The organism is Rhodothermales bacterium (assembly GCA_017643395.1).
In the GTDB taxonomy this organism is placed as follows: Bacteria; Bacteroidota; Rhodothermia; order Rhodothermales; family UBA10348; genus JABDJZ01.
The window spans coordinates 359,752-379,627 of the sequence record JAEPNP010000002.1 but is presented as its reverse complement, the minus strand read 5'-3'; the positions used below and the strand labels follow the sequence as shown (position 1 = coordinate 379,627).

Here is a 19,876-nt window from a genome sequence, read left to right as displayed (position 1 = left end):
ATGTATGACACCGTGATCAAGGGCGGTCGGCTCGTCACGCCCGGTGGCGTGATTGAAGCCGATCTGGCCATCCGCGGCGAGAAGATTGCTGCGATCGGCGAGGACCTGCAGGGGAATCGGCAGATCGATGCAGCCGGTCATTTCGTGATTCCCGGCGTGCTGGATGTGCATGTGCACCTGGCGCTTCCCTTCTGCGGCACCACCTCATCGGACGACTATTTCACCGGCACGCGCGCCGGAGCGCGTGGGGGCGTGACGACACTCATCGACTTCGCGATTCCCTACGAAGGAGACTCGCTCAGCGATGCCGCCGACAATTGGATGCAGAAGGCCGAGGGCAAGGCGCTCATCGACTACACCTTCCACATCTGCATCACACGCTGGGACGAGCATCATGATCAGATCGAGGGCATGGTGGATCGCGGATTCACCACCTTCAAGGAGTTCATGATCTACGAGTCCGAGGGCTGGCAGTCCGACGACCGGGCCATGTTCGGCACCCTCGAGAAGATGCGTGATCTGGGCGCGATGCTGCTGGTGCATGCCGAGTCGTCGAGGGCACTCGATGAGCTCATCGCCCGTCATCATACGCCCGAGCTGATGGCCGAATACGGGGCGCGCCTGCATCGCATGACACGGCCCAATTTCATTGAATGGGAGGCCATTCAGCGCGCCGTCACGTGGTGCGAGGTCACCGGCGGGCAGCTGTACATCGTGCACATGTCCACCGGCGAGGGGGCCGACATCATCAAGGCCGCCCAGGCGCGCGGCGTTCCGGTGATCGCGGAGACCTGCGCGCAGTATCTGGTGCTGGATGACTCGGTCTTTGACAGGGAGGACGGGCACCTGTTCGCCTGCTGCCCGCAGCTCAAGAAGCCGGCCGATGTGGAGCGGCTCTGGAAGGGCCTGCAGGACGGCGAGGTTAGCGTGGTTTCGACCGACACCTGCACCTTCACGCGTGAGCAGAAGGCGATGTGGGAAGGGGACTGGACAAAGATTCCGATGGGCATGCCGGGACTCGAGACCCTGATGCCGTTGGTCTACACGCATGGCGTGCTCGCGGACCGCATCGACATCGAAACCATGGTGCGGAAGCTGTCAACGGATCCGGCGCGAATCATGGGCCTGTTCCCCCGCAAGGGTGCATTGCAGGTTGGTTCTGATGCGGACGTGGCCATCATCCATCCGGACCTGAAACTGAAGGTTGATCCGGACACGATGGAGACGAATGCAGACTGGAGCCCCTTTGAGGGATGGGACCTGGCCGGTTTTGCGCGGACCACGATATCCCGTGGCGACGTGATCGTTGACGACTACAAGGTCGTGGGTCAGGCAGGACGTGGTCAGTGGTTGCCGCGCACGTACGCCGGGCTCAGGGCAAGCAAACACGAGGAGGTGGAAGCATGAGTGTGATGGTGGAGCAATCGGTGCTGCCGAACGTGATCGGCGGCGAGCGCACGATCAGCCAAACAGCCCGGCATCTTCCGGTGACCGCACCGCGGACCGGCGAGGTGATCACCGAAGTGCCGCTGTCCACGGCGTCGGAACTCTCGGCTGCCGTCGCGGCGGCCGCCGAGGCGCAAAAGGCCTGGGCTGGGATGCCGCTCAAGGACCGCGTGCAGGTGATGTACCGACTGAAGGCGTTGATGGCTCGGGACGAAGACCGCATCTGCGAGGTCATCACCCTCGAGAACGGCAAGACCATCGCCGAGTCGCGAGGGGAAGTGCTGCGCGCGGTCGAGTGCGTTGAGTTCGCGGCGAGTCTGCCGCAGACGGCGACTGGCAACGTGATGGAAGTCAGCGCGGGCGTGCAGTGCCGGCTGGAGCGCGTGCCGATGGGCGTCGTGGCCGGCATCACGCCCTTCAACTTCCCGTTCATGGTGCCCCTGTGGATGATCCCGATGGCGATTGCGCTCGGCAATGCGTTCATCCTGAAGCCCAGCGAGCAGACGCCTCTGTCGGCCATGGAGATCGCGCGTTTGCTGGACGAGGCGGGACTGCCGCCGGGCATCTTCTCCGTGGTGCACGGGGACCGCGAAATCGTCGAGGCCATCTGCGACAACCCCGGGATCTCCGCCGTGGGATTCATCGGGTCGTCCCGCGTGGCGAAACTCGTGTTCGATCGGGGATCGGTCGCCGGAAAGCGGGTACGGGCGATGGGGGGTGCGAAAAATCACCTGGTCGTCGTGCCGGACGCGGACCCGGAAATGACGGCATCCAACGTGACGTCTTCCGTTACCGGTTGCGCGGGCCAGCGATGCATGGCCGCGTCTGTGCTGGTAGCCGTGGGCGAATGCGACCACATTCTTGACCGCATTACCGAGCACATGGCCCGCCTCGAGGGCGGCCGTGACATCGGCGCGATCATCTCCGAGGCGGCTTATGACCGAATTACGGGCTACCTGGATCGTGCGGAAGCCGGTGGTGCCGTGCTGGCGCTGGACGGCCGCAAAGCCGTGGCAGCGGACGCCCCGGCCGGAGGGCGCTATCTGGGCGCATCGATCATCGACCATGCCAAGCCGGATCACGAGGCTTCCTGCGAAGAGATCTTCGGCCCGACGCTGACAGTGATTCGGTGTGACACGCTGGAGGAGGCCATCGCCATCGAGAACGCCAATCCGTACGGCAATGCAGCGGCCATTTACACCTCAAGTGGCGGTACGGCCCAGTACTTTGCAGATCGAGCCAGTGCCGGAATGATCGGTGTCAATATCGGCGTTCCGGTGCCTCGGGAGCCCTTCGCGTTCGGGGGATGGAATGAATCCGCGTTTGGCGGGGGAGACATCACCGGAAATACGGCCATCGACTTCTGGACCAAGGCCAGGAAGATCACCACCAAGTGGGAAGCTTCCGGCAAAGCCAACTGGATGAGTTGATCGAAAAAACCCGACTTGGCGCCGAGGAGCTGGCGCAGAATTTCTCAGACCTGCACCCGGCCCTTACCAGGGACGAGGCCGTCGCGGCAGCCGCGCGGTGCCTCTACTGCTATGACGCGCCCTGCACGCGGGCCTGTCCAACCGGCATCGATGTGCCGTCTTTCATCCGGGACATTCTGCACGACAATCCGCTGGGTGCCGCCGAGACTATCTTCGAAGAGAACATCTTCGGCGGCTCCTGCGCGCGCGCCTGTCCTACGGAGGTGCTTTGCGAAGGAGCGTGCGTAGACCGGACCCTGCTGAAGGAGCCGGTTGAAATCGGCCGTCTGCAGCGCTTTGCGACCGATGCGGCCGCAGCTCGTGCCGTGCGGTTCTTTGAACCGGGTCCGGACACTGGAAAACGGGTTGCCATCGTCGGAGGTGGTCCAGCGGGCCTGACCTGCGGCTTTGAGCTTCGCAAGATGGGCCACGCAGCTGCGGTCTTCGAGGCCCGCGAGGTGGCGGGGGGGCTCAATACCCTCGGGCTGTCGCCCTACAAGGTGACCACCGAGTTTGCCCTGAGTGAGATTGAGCCCATCGAAGAAATGGGGGTGGACATCCGGCTCGGCGAGCATGTTGATGCGGAGCGGCTGGCCACTTTGCGCTCCGAGTACGACGCGGTGTTTGTGGCCGTCGGCCTCGGCCAGACGCGTACGCTGGATCTGCCGGGTGCCGGCCTTCCGGGGATCGTGGAAGCGCTGGACTTCATTTTTCCGGCTCATCTTGGTCCGCTGACAGAGTGTCGGGTCGGCCGCCACGTAGTCGTGGTTGGAGCCGGCAATACGGCCATCGATGTCGCGACCCAGGCTGTGAGGCTGGGCGCCGAGACGGTTACCATTGCCTACCGGCGTGGTCCCGGGCAGATGTCGGCCTTCGCCTACGAGTACGAACTGGCCAAGCAGGACGGAGTAGTCTTTGACTGGTTTGTGCGACCTGCTGCCTTCGAAGGCAATGCGCATGTCGAGGGCATTCGGCTACAGCCGGTGGACCCCGAATCGTTCTCGGACGCTGGTTCAACCCGCGTGCTTCCCTGCGACATGGTCATCATGGCCCTTGGACAGGAGGCCATCCTGGACCAGCTCGGGCGACTCGGCCAAGGCGTATTCGTAGGGGGTGATTGCGAGAGTGGAGGCGCAGAAATCGTTGACGCGGTCCAGGACGGCAAGAATGCTGCCCAGGCCATAGACGCATACCTGAAGGCATGAAGCAGCCGGACTTGACGGCCGACGTGGCCGGAATCAGGAGCCCGAATCCGTTCTGGCTGGCCTCTGGTCCGCCGACGAACTCCGCCTACCAGGTCCGGAGGGCATTCGAGGCTGGTTGGGGAGGCGTGGTCTGGAAGACCGTTGGTCATGAGCCTGCTGTAAACGTCAGCTCCCGATACGGCTCCATCGACTACGACGGTCGCAGGATGGTCGGCCTGAACAACATCGAGTTGATCACGGACCGAAGTCTGGAGGACAACCTGGAGGAGATCCGCGCCATCAAACGCGAGTTTCCCAACCACGCCGTGGTGGTGAGTCTGATGGTGGAGTCTACCCAGGATGCCTGGCATGACGTGGTTCGTCGCGTGGAGGACACGGGCTGTGACGGGCTGGAGCTCAACTTCGGGTGCCCGCATGGCATGTCTGAGCGTGGCATGGGCTCGGCTGTGGGTCAGGTGCCGGAATACACCTGCATGGTCACGGAGTGGGCCAAGGAAGTGGCCTCGACGCCTGTTCTGGTCAAACTGACTCCCAACGTCACGGACATCCGTGGACCCGGACGGGCGGCGGCGAAGGCCGGTGCCGACGGGATCTCTCTGATCAACACCATCAACTCGATCGTGGGAGTTGATCTGGACACGCTGGCACCGAGGCCCCAGGTGGCGGGTCGCGGGTCCCATGGCGGCTATTGCGGTCCTGCCGTAAAGCCTATCGCCCTCAACATGGTGCAGCAGATTGCTTCCGATCCGGATATCGGGCTGCCGGTGTCCGGAATCGGGGGCGTGCAGACCTGGCAGGACGCGGTGGAATTCCTGCTGCTGGGTGCGGGAAATGTGCAGGTCTGCACGGCCGCAATGCACTACGGCTTCCGCATCGTGGAGCAACTGGAGTCCGGCCTGAAGAACTGGATGCGCGAGAAGGGTTTCGAAACCCTGAACGACTTTGTCGGGGCCAGCGTGGCCCGAGTCGGTGCCTGGAATCAGCTGGACCTTGGGTACAAGGTCGTTGCAGACATCGACCAGGATACATGCATTCATTGCGGGCTCTGTTACATCGCCTGCGAGGACGGTGCGCATCAGTCGATCTCGCGCACAGAGGTGCCGCTGGCTGATTTCCTGGCCAACGGGCTGGGTACGACGGCAGTCATGGAGTCCGGCAAGCAGACGGTCGTGGCCGGTGCAGGCCACGGCTACGTAAACCGATACGAGATCAAAAAGGACACCTGCGTGGGGTGCAACCTGTGCTCTCTGGTCTGCCCGGTGAGCGGCTGCATCAGCATGGTCGAGATGGACTCCGGTTTGCCCAGCATGAACTGGAGCGAATACCAGGAGAAGCTGGCTCGTGGGGAAGTGGACCGGATCGAGCCGCCCGGGCACGTCTGAGGCGGCTGCGGCCCCGCGGGGTCAACCCTGCCAGACCCCCCAGCCTTCCTCGCGAAGGCGCTGGGCCAGGTATTCTTCCAATTCCAGGGCATCCTTCCGCGACGGAACGGGGTTGTAGCGACTGAACACGTCGGGCAAGAGGCACTCGCCGAACTCCCGCGCATAGCGATTGGCCTTGTACCCCTGTTTGTGCTGGTCAAAGCGCTCGTCTGGGGGGCGCACCGAACTGCCTACGTAGGCGCAGGGGCGTCCGGCGCGGTACCTCGGGTTGCGCTTCCTGAAGCCGGACCGATCCAGGACGGCAGGGTTCAACCGGATCACGTAGACGTAGTACGGTCGCTTCAATTCACGTGCAGATAATGGCCTCTCGGCGCTCGGATTCGCGCGAATAGCACGGTAAGGATTTGTTTTGCGCGAAGCGTCCGCTTTTATTTAAAGTCTTGTGACGGCGGGGTTTCGCCAAAACCCGGTCGTGCCGATGTACACCTGCAGCGCCGCCAGCCAGAAACGGGCGTCGCTGCGTAGACCAGCTTCGCCGTGGGACCGCTGATCACGGGCGTTGCCGTCGTGCTTGTGTTTTCGATCGCCTGGCCCCTGCCCATCCGGGGGGTCAACGGCTTCCTGTGCTTTGGGGTCGTTCTGGGCGGTTTTGTGGCAGGCACCAAGGCTGCAAAGGCCAACGACAACCGGTTGGAGTCCGTCAGGGGGCTCAAGCTCGGTGCCAAGGTAGGGTTCGTCGCGGCCCTGATTGTCATCCTTGTGGACCTGCTGGTCGAGTACACCGCACTGGGGGGGGACCAGGCCGGCGTGGACTACCTGGACCCGATTCCTCGTTATATCTATGCGACCATCTACGGCATCTGGGACGGTCTGCTAGACATGGTCGCTCGGGATGAGGGCCGCGACGGTCTCGAGTGGCCCGGTCGCATCGCACGCTACACGATTCTGATCGCCAGCACCGTGCTGTTCGGAGCTTTCGGTGGCGCGGTCGCGGCATCCACCTATGCCATCCAGCCGAGCCTGGACGAGGAGCCGGAGAATCGACCCAATACCCCCTTGCGGCCCACGTACGTGCGCAGCCCTGCCGTTTTCCAGATGCAGGCACCCCAGGAAGCCACCATTTTCCAGCCGGAGGCGCCCGCACGGCCCGCCGCCGCCACCGGCACGTTCGGCAGCCCGCCCGGCGGGGGAGTCCCGCCGCCAGCACGTCCCGCCTCGCCCTACGCCGTCGATCCTCCGGCAGCACCCGCATTCGCACAGGAGACCATTTTCACGCCACAGCCCTATTTCGATGAGGCTGCACAGGGCGCCAGCACCCGTAGACCGAATAGTCCGGTCTCCGTCGAGCCGCCGTCCCGGTCCAGGTCCGAGGAGCACGCCTAACGAGGCGCCGGTTCCGCAGGGAGCCTGGGAGCCTGGGAGCCCCGACGGCTGGCAAAGGGTATAGCCGTTATTGCAAGAGACGACTCTCCCGGAGACGGGACGGTAGCCCATAGCGGGAGGAAATACGGCGGCAACCGCGGGCCCCCGCACGGGCTCACGGTCCCGGGCCCGAGGCGCACCGCAAAAAGATCAAGGGCCCGATCCGCAATGGATCGGGCCCCATATGGCCCCGAAACAGCCACCCACTAGCGTTTCGGGGGCACCTCGCCGGGAAGAGGTGTAGGGCGAGGCGAATGTCAGTAGCGATTCCTCAGGCGGCCGCCGCTAGTGTCGGGCGATTGAGCAGACCGTTGCCCAGCGGGACCCAGCGGCGTCGAAGCGTGGCAGTGATGGCTCGTGCTGCGCATGTGGCGGCGCCACGGCTGCAGACTCGAATGCCCGACTTTCGAATGCGGCTGTCTCTCTTGAGGCTGCCGGCATCGGCTCGCGGAGACCAGAACGCGGCGACGTCGAGTCCGGCCTGTTCCGCCATTTGACGACCGAGCAGTGCCGCTCCGGGTTCGACCGCGGAGATCACGGCGGTGCTCGCGGCACGCGTGGCACCAATGATGGAGAGCATGATGCGCACGTCCTGCCGCCACAGTGTGCCTTCGAGCTCCATCACGATGACATCCGGGGAGGCGGCAGCAAGGTCGGAGAGCTGGACAGCGAACAGCCGCTCAAGCTCCCGGCCATCCAGGTGCTGGGTGCTGAGGTAACCGTAGTCCAGGAGGTCTCGCGTGACGACCCAGTTGCACGATTCTGCGAGCGCGGTGCGTCTGGTGCCCGTCAATCGAGAAACGGCGACCCTCAGGCCACGGTTCGCCAGGCAGTCGGCAATGCGGCCGGCCAGCATATTGATTCGCCCGGATTCGTTCGCGCTGAGAACGGCGACGATCGGGATGGCGGATCCGTCTGGCTTTCTCGGCGCCGGAAGATTCGGAGGCAGGACGGAGGTGGCTCGGTTAGGCTCCGGTCCTCGATCCTTGCCATATCCAAGGACGGCACTCTTTATCTGACGAAACGGGGACTCCTGCGAAAAACCGTTCGCGCTACACACGATCGTACGAGAGTACGTCTCATGTACGGCGACAAATCCGTCTTCCGCGGGGTGGGGGTCCGCAAAAAACATGGGGGTGGTGGGGGGGTGAAACACGTCGGTTCGAGCCATCGCTACTACGAACACCGTGCCAGTTTTTTGAAGTAACAGTGTAAACCGGCATTTTGTGGACAAAATGGAGGGTGCCCGGGAAATCCGTGGGGACGGGCAAAAAACGGAGTGTGTCAAACCTGTCTCACGTGTCTGTCCATGCGACACAGTCGTTCCACCATCGACTATGCGGGTATCTACGTACAACCGGGTGTTTTTACGTAAAGCATGCAGAAACAACACCTAAGGAGATCCACGTAGGACGTGGATCCCAGCGGCCGACGGGGGATGCGCATCCAGACTCCGAGGTGCCGGGCATCACGGCCTCGGCGGCAGGTCCACGGGATTCCCCCCGGAATGATCGTAGCGACTACCCGAGCGGTTGGCGGAAGGAGTCGATCGGGGGCCCAGCGTAGAGACCGGGAATGCCCGGACTCCTGCTGCCTCCTCAGTCGATTCCGTTTTCGGCCAGGCGGCGATAGAGCGTGGCCCTGCTTATTCCCAGCAGTTCCGCCGCGGCCTTCCTGTTGCCGTTGGTATGGTTCAGCGCGGCAACCAGGCGTTCCCTGGGGCTGCCGCCGGTAACCGGTAGGGCAATGACCTCGGGGCGACTCCGGATCTCGGGCGGCAGTTCCGAGGGTTGGATGACCGAGCCCGGGCACCGGATCACAGCATATTCGACAGCATTACGAAGCTCCCGAACGTTTCCCGGCCAGGCGTAGTCGATCAGTGCCCGCATTGCCGAGGAGCTGATCCCGGTGACCTCCTTGCCGATCCGGCTGGAGAATTTGGAAAGGAAGCTCTGCACAAGGATGGGAATGTCACCGGTACGCTCGCGGAGGGCCGGAAGGTCGATCCGGGCCACGCGAATCCGATAGAGCAGGTCGGCGCGGAAACGCCCGGCTTCCACTTCCGCCGGCAAATTGCGGTGGCTGGCGGCGACGATGCGTACGTCCACCTTGCGCTGGTGCGTTTCTCCTACTCGGGTCACGGCACGCTCTTCCAGTACACGAAGCAGGTTGACCTGCACGTCCATGGGGATGTCGCCGATCTCGTCGAGAAACAAGGTGCCTCCGTTGGCTGCGCCGAACAACCCGCGCTCGTCGCTTACTGCGCCCGTGAACGAGCCCTTCTTGTGACCGAACAACTGGCTGGCCGCAAGGGATTCGGTCAGGGCCGCACAGTTGACTGCGACGAAAGGCTCGCCTGCTCGGCGGCTTGACCGATGGATGGCTCGAGCTACCAGCTCCTTGCCGGTTCCGGTCTCGCCCTCGATAAGAACGGTCGTGTCAAGCGCCCCGACGGTTTCAATCTGTGAGAAGACAGCCTGCATGGAGACGCTCTCACCAATGAGATCGTGGAAACGCGAGTCCTCGTTGAGTTGACGCCGCAGGTCGTGGACTTCTGTGACGTCGTAGAACACGAAAATGCGTCGCAGGCTGTTGCGAGGATCCGGCTGCACGTCAACCTCGACGTAGAACGAGCGCCCGCTACGATGCTTGACCGTCGTGGACACCTTCTGGAGTCCAGTCGGGTCCGGCGCGGAGGCGATTTCACGCAGGCTGTTGGTGGTTTCGACGCTAAACGGAAACGCTTCGTGCCACAGCTTGCCGCGTGCCTTCTCCTCGGCAATGCCCAGCAGGCGCATGGCGATCCTGCTGATGAATGTGATGCGGCCGGCTTCGTCCGTCATCGCTGTGCCGACCCTCAATCCATCAAGGATCTCCTGTAGGTCGTCATGGCTCTTCTGGAGGTCGTGCAGGCGCTCGTGACGGTTGAGCGCGACCTCAATCATGGCGCGAAGCTCGCGCTCCTTGAAGGGCTTCAGGATGTATCCGAAGGCGCCGCATTCCTTGGCGCGAGAAATGGTCTCCTCGTCCCCGAACGCAGTCAGAAAGATGACGGGCACATCGTGCTCCTCCCGGATCTGCTGGAACGCATCAATGCCGTCCACGTCGCCCTCGAGCCGCACGTCCATCATCAGGAGGTCCGGCTTGAGGTCGACGGCACGCTCAACAGCCTGCTCGCCGGATGACACCAGATCGACGACCTCATACCCCAGCTGCTCCAGGTGAAACTGGAGCTCCAGGGCCGTGAAGACCTCGTCTTCAGCAATCATCACGCGATTGCGCATGGTCATAGAGCGGCGGCGGTGGTTCGTTCTACGGCAGGGAAAGCAGGGGTGGCATCACTCAGCGGAAAGTGCACCACACAACGGGTGCCTCCCTCCGGCCGTGCTTCGACACGGAGATGTCCTTTCAGACGAGTGACCAGGGCATCGACCAGATTCAGCCCGAGCCCATCCCGGCGCTCCTGACTGATGTCGGGCGAGAGTCCCAGGCCATCATCCTCAACAGTAAGCAGACCGGTCTCATTCATACGCGAGAAGTTGACCCAGATGGTGCCATGCGCCTGCGAGTTGAAGGCATGGCGCAGTGCGTTGGTCACGAATTCGGTCACTATCAGTCCACAGGGAATGACCTTGTCCACATCCATGTCACCCGGATCGACTCGAACCTCCAGTTCGATTTCGCGGTCTCGGCGGTGATGGGACCGAACGAGGGCGTGCGCAACGCCGCTGAGGTATTCCACAAAGTCAAAGTGCGCCATGTCCTTGGACCGGTACAGGCGCTCGTGCACCATGGAGAAGGAATAGATGCGGTTGCGGCACTCCTCGAAAAGAAGCTTCGTTTCGTGGTCGGTGACCTGCCGCGACTGGAGCTGCAGCAGACTCGAGATCATCTGCAGATTGTTCTTCACCCTGTGATGCACCTCGCGAAGCAGCACCTCCTTGTCGCGCAGGGAGGCACGCAGCGCGTCCGACTGAGCCAGAATCTGGTCACGGGCAGCCAGGACGTCGCGCGTACGCTCCTCCACCATTTGCTCAAGCTCAGTGCGCTGCCGCTTCAACTGTTCGGTGCGGCTGCGGAAGAACCATGCCCCCGCCATGAATCCGGCAGAGGCGATGAGCATCCAGAACCAGGAGGTCTGGAACAGATAGGGTTTGAGCGTGAACGATAGCGAGGCACCGTCCTCGTTCCAGACGCCGTCGTTGTTGGCTGCGGCCACCTGGAAGGTGTACGTGCCTGGATCGAGGAACGTGTAGGTGGCTGTGTTTCCGGCCATCGTCGTATTCCATTCCGTTTCTTCGCCGCGCAGGCGGAAGCGGTACTTGATGGCGGAGGCGTCGACGAGGCTGAGCGCCGCAAACTTGAACTCGAGCCGACGCGTGCCGGGCGCCAATTCGACCTCGGAGCCGACCGCGATAGCGACTCCGTCTGCCTCGACGCGTTCAATGACGACGGGAGGGGGCACCGTGTTGCGGCTCAGGTCCGACGGGTCCACCACGGCCACGCCGGCGATGGAGGGAAACCAGAGCCGACCGTCCGTGCTCTTCCAGCCTGCAGGTTGCGCGCCGCCGTTGATTTCAGGCGATTTGAGTCCATCGTCCGTACCGAACGCCTCGTGGGGAATGGCCGGAAGACCTCCGTTTCGATACGCGAGAATGTCCGCCTTGCGAACGCGGGAGATGCCGCGGTTGGAGCCCATCCACAGGAATCCGAAGTCGTCTTCGAGGATCTGGAAGACGGAGCGGTCGAACAGGCCGTCGCGAATAGAGAAATTCTCGATGTGGCCGTTGTCCAGCATGCTGAGGCCCCCTTCGAGCGTGCCTATCCAGAGCACGCCTTCGCGGTCCAGATGGAGCGCGCTGACAATGTCGGAGTCGAGTCCATCCTCCGTGTTGTAGGTGCGCGTGGTGCCGTCCGGGTTGAACACGGTCAGTCCGCCGCCATAGGTGCCGACCCAGACGCGCCCTGCGCCGTCGTCTTCGATATCGACGATGGAATTGCTGCCGAGTCCATCGTCTTCCGTGTATACCGACGTCCCCGAGTCCGAGAGGCGAACCAGGCCGGCGTCGGTGCCGATCCAGACCTCACCATTACGGGCGCGATGTAGCGCATAGACGGATTGTGAGGGCAGTCCGGGGATGGATCGCACGCGAGACCCCACAACCCGAGAGACGCCGGCATCTATGGACGCGACAAGAATCGACCCATCCGCCGCCGGCAGAACTCCGGTCACATTGGCTGAAGGCAACCCCCGTATCCGTTCGCGGACCATCAACTTCTCGGGGTCCAGGACGTGCAGGCCCCCGCCGAAGGTGCCGGCCAGCATGGCGCCATCCGGTCCCTGTGAGACGGTGGTCACGTATTCTTCGGCAAGGCCGGACTGGCTGTCGATGGTCGTAAAGGCCCCATTGCGGAAGCGGAGAAGGCCGCCGCCCTCGGTGCCTACCCAGACGCTGCCTTCTCGATCTTCCGTGATGGACAGCACCCGCGTTCCCGGCAGGCCTTCTTTCTGACCGAACGCATTGACGGTGGTGCCGGACATGCGCAGGAGACTGCGGCCTTCTACGCCGAACCACAAAGAACCCTCGCGATCCGCAAGCACGGCCCACACCCTCTCGGTGGGCCAGTTGGCATCCTCCGGGCGGGAAACACGGCGACCGTTACTGTCGAATCTCAGGACCCCACCTTCCCGCTCGGTAACCAGGAGGTCGCCCCCGGGTAGCACATCCATCGCCGAGACCACAAGGCCGTTGGCGACCGGCTGGGGCCCATCGTCGTCCGGACGCAGACGGAAGAGGCCTGACTCGGTCCCGATCCAAAGCGTGCCGCTGCCCAGACGCAGCCCCTGAATGCGGCCTATGTCCGCGCCTCCCTGGTGGCTGCACGCGTCCTCCCGGCATCGGTACAATCCGTTGCTCCACGTCCCGACCCACACCTCGCCATCGTCCGCCGGGACGAGGGCTTCGACGCGCACGCTTCGTGGCAGTGCCTCCAACGGCCGCGCTCCCGAGCGATCGACCACCACGACACCCGTGAGCGTGCCTGCCCACAAGGCGCCCTCTCCGGACTCTGCCAGACTTCTAACCTCGTGTGAGGAGAAGGCTGGATTGCGATCAAAGCTGGTAAAGGTGATGCCGTTGTAGCGAGCCAGGCCGGCGTCCGTGCCGACCCACAGATAACCGTCGCTGGTCTGGAGCAAGGCTCCGACCGCGTTGTTGGGAAGGCCCTCTTCCATGGTCCAGGTGTCCATGACGAACTGCCTGATGGACTTGTCCGGATCGAGGGACTTGGCCGGCTCTGCTGCTGCCAGGGGCAACAGCAGACAGAGAAGTGAAATCAGCATGGGGGAGGTTGGTGGGTGAACCTCGCTACTCAAAAACCTTACCGGACAGCGACCGATTTCGGTTCGTCGAAAGAAAAAGTTGGCATTTGCTTGGGTTTCTGGTGCTTAAATTACGGATTAATAGATACTTGGATCGCTGGCCATTGCCGACCTGGTCGATATGGTCGATTTGAATTGGCACCTGCTTTGTACTAGGGTTCGGACCCCACCACCCCCACATACCCCCACCCGGCCATGATTCGCCGTGCTTCCACCGCCGCACTGGTTGCGGCCGTTTTCGTCGCGTCCGGATGTGTTGAACCGATCGCGTCCCCCGAATTCACCCCCCTTGAGCTCGAGGAACAGGTGCTCGGCGACCCCAAGCTGGTCAACGGACATCTGCTTGCACAGACCGCCCTCGAGACAGAGGCGGGCAAGGACGATCCTGACGAAATTCGCATCATTATTCGGTATTTCGACTCGAATGAGTCTCTCGCCGACAACTTCCTGAAGCGTCACAACTTCCTGAAGCGCCACAACTTCCTGAAGCGTCACAGCACGGGGGGGCAGATCCTGGAGTTGTCCAGTGCTGTTCAGTTCGACAAGAAGGCTATCAAGAAGGCCTTCAACCTCCAGGCGGGAGACGACATCGTCATGCCCGCTTTGAACGCGCTGCTGGCCTCTCCGGAGGTGGCCGAAATCGAGCCGGATTTGCGTGTTCAGGCCGAAAGCGTCACGATGTCGCCGGCAAGCAACAACCAGACTACGCCCTGGGGCGTGCCGCACATCAACGCGCCCCTGGCAGGCGTTACCGAGGCGGATATGCAGGGCGTGCATCTGTACGTCCTCGACACCCGCGTCAATGAGGACGACGTCAATCTGGTGGAGGAGCGGGAGTTCGTAAAGCGTGCCGGCAAGGACGTCTTCACGCACGGCTACCACATCGCCGGTACGGCCGGTGCACTGGACAACAACACCGGCGTGATTGGTGTCGCGCCGGGTGTCTCCGTGCATAACATGGTGGTGCTCAACAAGTTCGGGATGACGTCGATGTCCATTGTGATCGATGCCATCAACCAGATCATTGAGGAGAAAGAGGCCAATCCGTCCACGCCGATGATCATCTCGGCCAGCTTTGGTGCTTACATCGGCGTGACGTGGAAGACGGCCCTCGACAAGGCGTTCACGGCTGCCCACAAGGCAGGGATAATTGTCGTCGTATCGGCCGGAAACGACGGTCTGAACGCCAACAAGGTTACGCCGGCTCATGCGCGCGGCGTGATTACGGTGGGCTCCCACGGACCGAACAATGAACACTCCTCCTTCTCCAACTACGGGAAGAAAGTCGACATTTACGCTCCGGGAGAAGACATCCTGTCGCTCGGCAAGATCAGCAAGAAAAAAATCGTCCTGCTGCTGGGATCGGGTACGTCCTTTGCAGTCCCGCATGTAGCCGGGGCCATCGCGGCAGTCATGGCTCGAGATGGAGACATGAGCGCAGAACAGGCGCTACAGGCCATCTCATCGCCAGAAGGCTGCGTCAGCGGCGTCCCCGGTAACACCACTACTGCCTGTGTACACCTCAGGTAGCTGCCCCGAGGTGTCTCACGTGAGACACACGTGAGACACCTCTGAGACACCGGAACTGTCTCAACCTCAGGTTCGGCGACTCGGCTCTTGGTCGGAAGAGGGGTCCGACTCAGAAATGATCGTCTAACCTTGAAAATGCCGGCCCGTATATGCGGGGCGGCATTTTCTATTTTGCCTTATGCGGTTCCGCCAGTGTCTTCTATTCGTTTCGGCCGTCTTGCTCCTTGCGGCGTGCGAGGCGCCGGAGGCGACCATTCAGGTTCACTTCCGGGTCGACATGAATCCCGCCACGGCCGAGGGTGTGTTCGACCCTCGAACTGACGCGGTCGGTGTGCGCGGCAGCGTGGAGCCGCTGGAGTGGAGTGAAAGCGTGCTCGCCACCGACCTGGACAACGACGGCGTCTACGAGGTCCGCATAGAAGTCGCCCGCGCCGGAGAGCCCTTGCGCTACAAGTTCAAGATCGACCGGCCCGGCAACTCCAACGAAGGCTGGGAGGAAGGCCGGGATCGACTGATCAGTCGGGAGAGCGGCGATGTGGAGGTCCGGCGTGTATTCAACGATCCGCCGGAGCAGCTTGAACCGACAATCGTGGGCGATGTGCGCACCCATGAGGGCTTTTCGACCAGCTTTCTGCCGGAGGAGAAGCAGTTCATGGTATATCTGCCTCCCGGATACGATGACGGAGACAGGAGGTACCCGGTCCTGTATATGATGGACGGTCAACATCTGTTTGACCAGCGTCTCTCCGGGTATGAGTGGTCCGCCGACGAGACGGCGGAGCGGCTCATCGCACGGGGCATTATCGAGCCGGTCATCATTGTCGGGATTTTCGCCAGCCCCGCGAACCGCACGCGCGAGTATACGCCCGGCGGCAGGCAGTGGGAGTTCCGGCGCGTGGAAGGAGGAAGGGGATGGGTCGGTGACTACACGACCGTCATGGAGCCGGACCTCAGCCTGTCCTTCCGCGAAATCGAGGGCGATCTGAAGGTCCAGTTGCCCTATGAGGATGTCTGGACAGAGCTCGAGCCGGAAGGAGACGAGTTGTTCGTACCCCGGGAGGGGATCTACTTCAGCCCGACGATTGTGCAGGCGGGTCGGGTCTCGCAGTTCAGTGCGCTCATGACCCAGGGGGGTGGGCTTGCGGACGATTTCGGCCGATTCCTTCTCGAGGATCTCAAACCCTTCATCGACGCGACCTACCGGACGGATCCTGAGCGGACTTCTCTTGGCGGTGCTTCACTGGGCGGGCTACTCACCATCTATCTGGCCACTCGCTATCCTGGGCAGTTTGACGGCCTGCTCGTGGCATCCCCGTCCGTCTGGTGGGACGAGCGGTTCATTCTGGACGATGCGGCCAACGCGGATTTGTCGGGGATGCGGATCTGGATCGACGTCGGCTCTGACGAGGCTGCGGGCATGGTTTCGGACGCGCGTGAACTGCACCTGGTGGTGTCGGAGAGGGTGGATGACCCGAGCGATGCCTACTTCGTGGAGGCGCTTGGCGCCTCGCACAATGAGTTGGCCTGGGCGGCGCGTTTTCCGGACATGCTGCGCTTTCTGTACCGTCGCTAGGAGGATGTGACAGATAACTGTCACCCCTCGGCTTTAGGTTGCAGACAGGGACTTTTCCCGTGCCGTCAGCCTGGACCGAAATGGATCTCACCACCTTGTCGATGCTCGGAGTAGCTGCCGCGGCCGGAGCTCTCCTCGTCTGGATGCTGCAGCGCCCAAAGGCCGCCCGCATGAGAGCGGATCTCGAGCACGTGCGAAAAGCGGAGGCGTATCTCAGAGATCGACTCCAGATTCGAGAGCAGGAGTACGTGGATCTGGACAAGGCCTTCACGGCAGAGCGCACGGCGCGAAACGTGGAGAGACGGGCCGACCAGGAGAAGATCGAGGCGCTCGCGGAGGCGCAGCAGGCCTGGATGCACCAGATTGACGCCCTGTCTCGCAAGGCTCTGGACGAAAACGCCAAGTCGTTCATGGAACTGGCCAGGTCGCAGTTCGACGGCATGCTTTTGCGGGCCGAGGAGAAGGGAGAGCAGCGCCGCCTGAAGATGCAACAACTGGTTCAGCCCCTGGGCAAGTCCCTGGAGGCCGTGCAGCAGCACCTGTCGTCGGTCGAAAAGGAGCGAACCGAGACGTATGCTTCGCTTTCCGAGCAGGTGCGACTCCTGGGGGAGTCGCAGGTCAAATTGCAGAAGGAGGCATCCAATCTGGTCAACGCGCTTCGCAAGCCGGCCGTGCGGGGCAGATGGGGGGAGGTTCAACTCCGGCGCGTCGTGGAACTGGCTGGCATGGTCAGCTACTGCGACTTCGATGAACAGCCTACCGTGTCGACCGCCGACGGCCGACTCCGGCCCGACCTGATCGTACGGCTCCCGGGAGACCGCATCATCGTCGTAGACGCCAAGGTGCCGCTAGAGGCCTATCTGGAGGCCATTGAGGCGGAGGATGAGAAAACGCGCAAGGCAGAGTCGCGGCGTCACGTTTCGCAGCTGCGCGAGCACATCAGGAAGTTGGGCGCCAAGGCGTACTTCGACCAATTCGATACGACGCCGGATATGGTGGTCCTCTTCCTGCCGGGTGAGTCGTTTTACTATTCTGCCCTCCAGACGGACCCCGGGCTTTTCGAGTACGGCATAGACAACAACGTCATTGTCGCGACTCCCATGACCCTCATCGCGTTGCTTCGGGCAGTGGCCTACGGCTGGCGACAGGAACAGGTGGCCGAGAATGCGCGACAGATCAGTTCGCTGGGCCAGGAGCTCTACGATCGCATTTGTGTCATGGCCGAGCACTTTGCCAAGGTGGGAAATGGGCTGGGCACCGCTATCAGCAACTACAACCGCGCTGTGGGCACCCTGGAGTCGCGCGTGCTGGTCTCAGCTCGTCGCTTCAGGGATCTCGGGAGTGGCTCCTCGAAGCAGATGGATGCCGTGGAGCCCGTCGACGCAGCACCGCGAAGAATCAACGCGGTGGAGCTGCGCCCGGTACCGCAACTCTTCGGGGGTGACGGAGATGGCGGCCTCGCAAAAGAACCCTCGGGCGACTAGCCCGGATTACCCGGCGGTTCAGGCTGTCCATGGCGCCTTTGGAGTGGCCGGATCGGGTCGATACTTGCTCCGAAAGGTAGATCCCACCCATGGCCGTGCGAACCATACTCCCAATAGCCGTCTCGTTGCCGCTCCTGCTGGGAGCCTGGCTGGCGGTTTCGCATGGCTCCAGGGACCTGGCAAGGGGGCAGGGAAGTATCTTTTCGGGATCGGGCAACTGTGCTACCTGCCACACCCCGTCCTCAGACGGCCGTCCCGATCTACGGGATGAAAACGGCAATGACGTGTCTCCTCCTACGTATTGGCGCAGCACGATGATGGCCAACGCGTCCAAGGATCCGTTCTGGCGCGCCAAAGTGTCGGCCGAGGTGGCCGCAAATCCAGGGCTCCAGGCGGCCATCGAAGACAAATGCGCCAAGTGCCATGCACCGATGGGTCGCGCCGAGGCGCTGGCATCCGGTGAGAGCAGCTTCCGCATGGAGCAACTGGATGACGATGAGCTGGCATTGGACGGCGTCAGCTGTACCGTCTGCCACCAGATCCTGTCCGACAACCTCGGCACCCCGGAGAGCTTTTCCGGCGGGTTCGAGATCAGCCACGACCAGACCATCTACGGCCCCTACACCGAGCCGTTCGCCTGGCCAATGCTGGCCATGTCCGGCTACGAGCCCAAATACGGCGAGCACATGAACCGTTCGGCGTTGTGCGCTACCTGTCACACGCTGTACACCGATGCGGTCGACGCCTCGGGTCAGGTAGTTGGGCGTATTGCGGAGCAGACACCCTACCTGGAGTGGCTCAACTCGTCGTACCCCGGTTCGAACACCCAGTGTCAGACCTGTCACATGCCCGTGCAGCCAGGTCAGATCCCCATCTCAAACACGCCCAAAGGCCTGGATGGCAGAGAGCCCTTCTATCGCCATGAATTTGTAGGAGGCAACGCATTCATGCTCGGCATGCTGCGGGACCACGGAGATTCGCTCGGTGTGACGGCAGAGCCTGTGCATTTCGACTCAACCATTGCCCGCACGCGACGCATGCTGCAGAGTGCCGCGTCGCTGGATCTCTCACCAGCGTGGCAGGGAGATACGCTCGCGATCACGGTCACGGTCACCAACCTGAGCGGTCACAAGCTGCCCACGGGGTATCCCAGTCGACGCGCCTGGCTGGAACTGCAAATCACCAGTGCGGATGGGGATGAGGTCTTCCATTCCGGCGGGTGGGATGCGGATTCAGGAAGGCTGCAGCATGAGGCCGGATACCCCGCGCCCCACCTCGAGCACATCCGCTCGGAGTCGGAGACTCAGGTTTATGAGTCCGTGATGGGCGACCCGGACGGGTCCCCCACCTACGGACTTCTCCGTGCATCCGGCTACCTCAAGGACAACCGTATTCCTCCGACAGGCTGGTTGCCAACGGGGCCGTGGTCCGAGGACACGGCTGTGCACGGTCGCGCCGCTTCTGACGATGATTTCGCAGCGGGCGATGGCCTGGATCGCCTTGAGTACCGTGCCGCGTTGCCGGATGGCAGCTATCACGTCTCGGCCTGGTTGCGCTACCAGAGTCTGGCGCCGTCCTTCATTGACGAAATGCTGACCTGGGATACGGCTGACACAAGGCGTTTCGCACGCATGTATGAAGGTCGCGACATGACACCGGAGACGATTGCGGAGGCCTCCCTGGAGGTCGGCGCCTCCGTCTCGGTAGAGCAGACCGTGCCGACTTCCCGCGCCACCCTGAGCGCATTCCCGAATCCGGCGCACTCTACCGTCTCGGTGACCGGGGGCCAGGGGGCCGTCCGGGCTTTCGACGTGCTGGGTCGGCACGTCGCGACGCTATCCGGCATGACGTGGTCACTGCGGGATGGCTCGGATCGGCCGGTGCCGGCGGGCATCTATCTACTGGTGGACCAGCGGGGGACGTCCACGCTGATCAGTGTCGCGCGCTAAGTCGCTGGAGGCTGCCCTTCCCGGCAGTCCCGAA

13 protein-coding genes are annotated in these 19,876 nt (G+C 62.7%); 9 read left to right on the top strand and 4 right to left on the bottom strand.

The genetic code is table 11. The features are described 5' to 3' along the window. The 4 genes from hydA to preA are packed head-to-tail and all read left to right on the top strand — an operon-like array spanning position 1 to position 5,502. Complete coding sequence (hydA, locus tag JJ896_09905; protein MBO6779954.1) at positions 1-1,407, top strand: dihydropyrimidinase; 1,407 nt, start codon at positions 1-3, stop codon at positions 1,405-1,407. Continuing rightward, positions 1,404-2,876, top strand: coding sequence for a CoA-acylating methylmalonate-semialdehyde dehydrogenase (gene mmsA / locus JJ896_09900; protein MBO6779953.1), 1,473 nt, complete (start codon positions 1,404-1,406; stop codon positions 2,874-2,876). The genes hydA and mmsA overlap by 4 nt, the downstream gene beginning before the upstream one ends. After that, positions 2,873-4,120, top strand: coding sequence for an FAD-dependent oxidoreductase (locus tag JJ896_09895; protein MBO6779952.1), 1,248 nt, complete (start codon positions 2,873-2,875; stop codon positions 4,118-4,120). The genes mmsA and JJ896_09895 overlap by 4 nt, the downstream gene beginning before the upstream one ends. Further along, a complete protein-coding gene (preA, locus tag JJ896_09890) occupies positions 4,117-5,502 on the top strand; it encodes an NAD-dependent dihydropyrimidine dehydrogenase subunit PreA (protein ID MBO6779951.1) in 1,386 nt (461 codons plus the stop codon). The genes JJ896_09895 and preA overlap by 4 nt, the downstream gene beginning before the upstream one ends. 21 nt (positions 5,503-5,523) lie before the next feature. On the opposite strand, the gene JJ896_09885 is transcribed toward preA, so the two are convergent. Then, a complete protein-coding gene (locus tag JJ896_09885; GenBank protein ID MBO6779950.1) occupies positions 5,524-5,847 on the bottom strand; it encodes a GIY-YIG nuclease family protein in 324 nt (107 codons plus the stop codon). A gap of 192 nt (positions 5,848-6,039) precedes the next feature. Here JJ896_09885 and JJ896_09880 point away from each other — a divergent pair, with 192 nt between their 5' ends. Further along, a complete protein-coding gene (locus JJ896_09880) occupies positions 6,040-6,885 on the top strand; it encodes a hypothetical protein (GenBank protein ID MBO6779949.1) in 846 nt (281 codons plus the stop codon). A 310-nt stretch (positions 6,886-7,195) separates the two neighbouring features. Here the strand turns inward: JJ896_09880 and JJ896_09875 are convergent, their stop codons facing one another. From JJ896_09875 to JJ896_09865, 3 genes are all read right to left on the bottom strand, one after another. Continuing rightward, on the bottom strand, positions 7,196-8,056 hold the full coding sequence (locus tag JJ896_09875) for a hypothetical protein (protein ID MBO6779948.1): 861 nt from the start codon (positions 8,054-8,056) through the stop codon (positions 7,196-7,198). Positions 8,057-8,522: 466 nt separating this feature from the next. Next, entirely contained in the window at positions 8,523-10,214 is a 1,692-nt protein-coding gene (locus JJ896_09870; protein ID MBO6779947.1) for a sigma 54-interacting transcriptional regulator, read from the bottom strand. Continuing rightward, positions 10,211-13,267, bottom strand: coding sequence for a hypothetical protein (locus JJ896_09865; GenBank protein MBO6779946.1), 3,057 nt, complete (start codon positions 13,265-13,267; stop codon positions 10,211-10,213). Before JJ896_09865 ends, JJ896_09870 begins: the two co-directional genes overlap by 4 nt. A 234-nt stretch (positions 13,268-13,501) precedes the next feature. Here JJ896_09865 and JJ896_09860 point away from each other — a divergent pair, with 234 nt between their 5' ends. The 4 genes from JJ896_09860 (at position 13,502) to JJ896_09845 (ending at position 19,842) form a co-directional block, all read left to right on the top strand. Further along, on the top strand, positions 13,502-14,836 hold the full coding sequence (locus JJ896_09860; GenBank protein ID MBO6779945.1) for a S8 family serine peptidase: 1,335 nt from the start codon (positions 13,502-13,504) through the stop codon (positions 14,834-14,836). A 178-nt stretch (positions 14,837-15,014) separates the two neighbouring features. Continuing rightward, complete coding sequence (locus JJ896_09855) at positions 15,015-16,409, top strand: alpha/beta hydrolase (protein ID MBO6779944.1); 1,395 nt, start codon at positions 15,015-15,017, stop codon at positions 16,407-16,409. Between the two features lie 80 nt (positions 16,410-16,489). Then, positions 16,490-17,893, top strand: a complete 1,404-nt coding sequence (gene rmuC / locus JJ896_09850; GenBank protein ID MBO6779943.1) for a DNA recombination protein RmuC — start codon at positions 16,490-16,492, stop codon at positions 17,891-17,893. 95 nt (positions 17,894-17,988) lie between these two features. Then, on the top strand, positions 17,989-19,842 hold the full coding sequence (locus JJ896_09845) for a hypothetical protein (GenBank protein MBO6779942.1): 1,854 nt from the start codon (positions 17,989-17,991) through the stop codon (positions 19,840-19,842). Positions 19,843-19,876: the final 34 nt, after the last annotated feature.

What these genes read in the sequence shown, in the direction of transcription:
- hydA (MBO6779954.1), top strand. Translation starts at nt 1, where the DNA reads ATGTATGACACCGTGATCAAGGGCGGTCGGCTCGTCACGCCCGGTGGC.
- JJ896_09870 (MBO6779947.1), bottom strand. Translation starts at nt 10,214, where the DNA reads ATGACCATGCGCAATCGCGTGATGATTGCTGAAGACGAGGTCTTCACG.
- JJ896_09855 (MBO6779944.1), top strand. Translation starts at nt 15,015, where the DNA reads ATGCGGTTCCGCCAGTGTCTTCTATTCGTTTCGGCCGTCTTGCTCCTT.
- preA (MBO6779951.1), top strand. Translation starts at nt 4,117, where the DNA reads ATGAAGCAGCCGGACTTGACGGCCGACGTGGCCGGAATCAGGAGCCCG.
- JJ896_09860 (MBO6779945.1), top strand. Translation starts at nt 13,502, where the DNA reads ATGATTCGCCGTGCTTCCACCGCCGCACTGGTTGCGGCCGTTTTCGTC.
- JJ896_09875 (MBO6779948.1), bottom strand. Translation starts at nt 8,056, where the DNA reads ATGTTTTTTGCGGACCCCCACCCCGCGGAAGACGGATTTGTCGCCGTA.
- mmsA (MBO6779953.1), top strand. Translation starts at nt 1,404, where the DNA reads ATGAGTGTGATGGTGGAGCAATCGGTGCTGCCGAACGTGATCGGCGGC.
- JJ896_09865 (MBO6779946.1), bottom strand. Translation starts at nt 13,267, where the DNA reads ATGCTGATTTCACTTCTCTGTCTGCTGTTGCCCCTGGCAGCAGCAGAG.
- rmuC (MBO6779943.1), top strand. Translation starts at nt 16,490, where the DNA reads ATGGATCTCACCACCTTGTCGATGCTCGGAGTAGCTGCCGCGGCCGGA.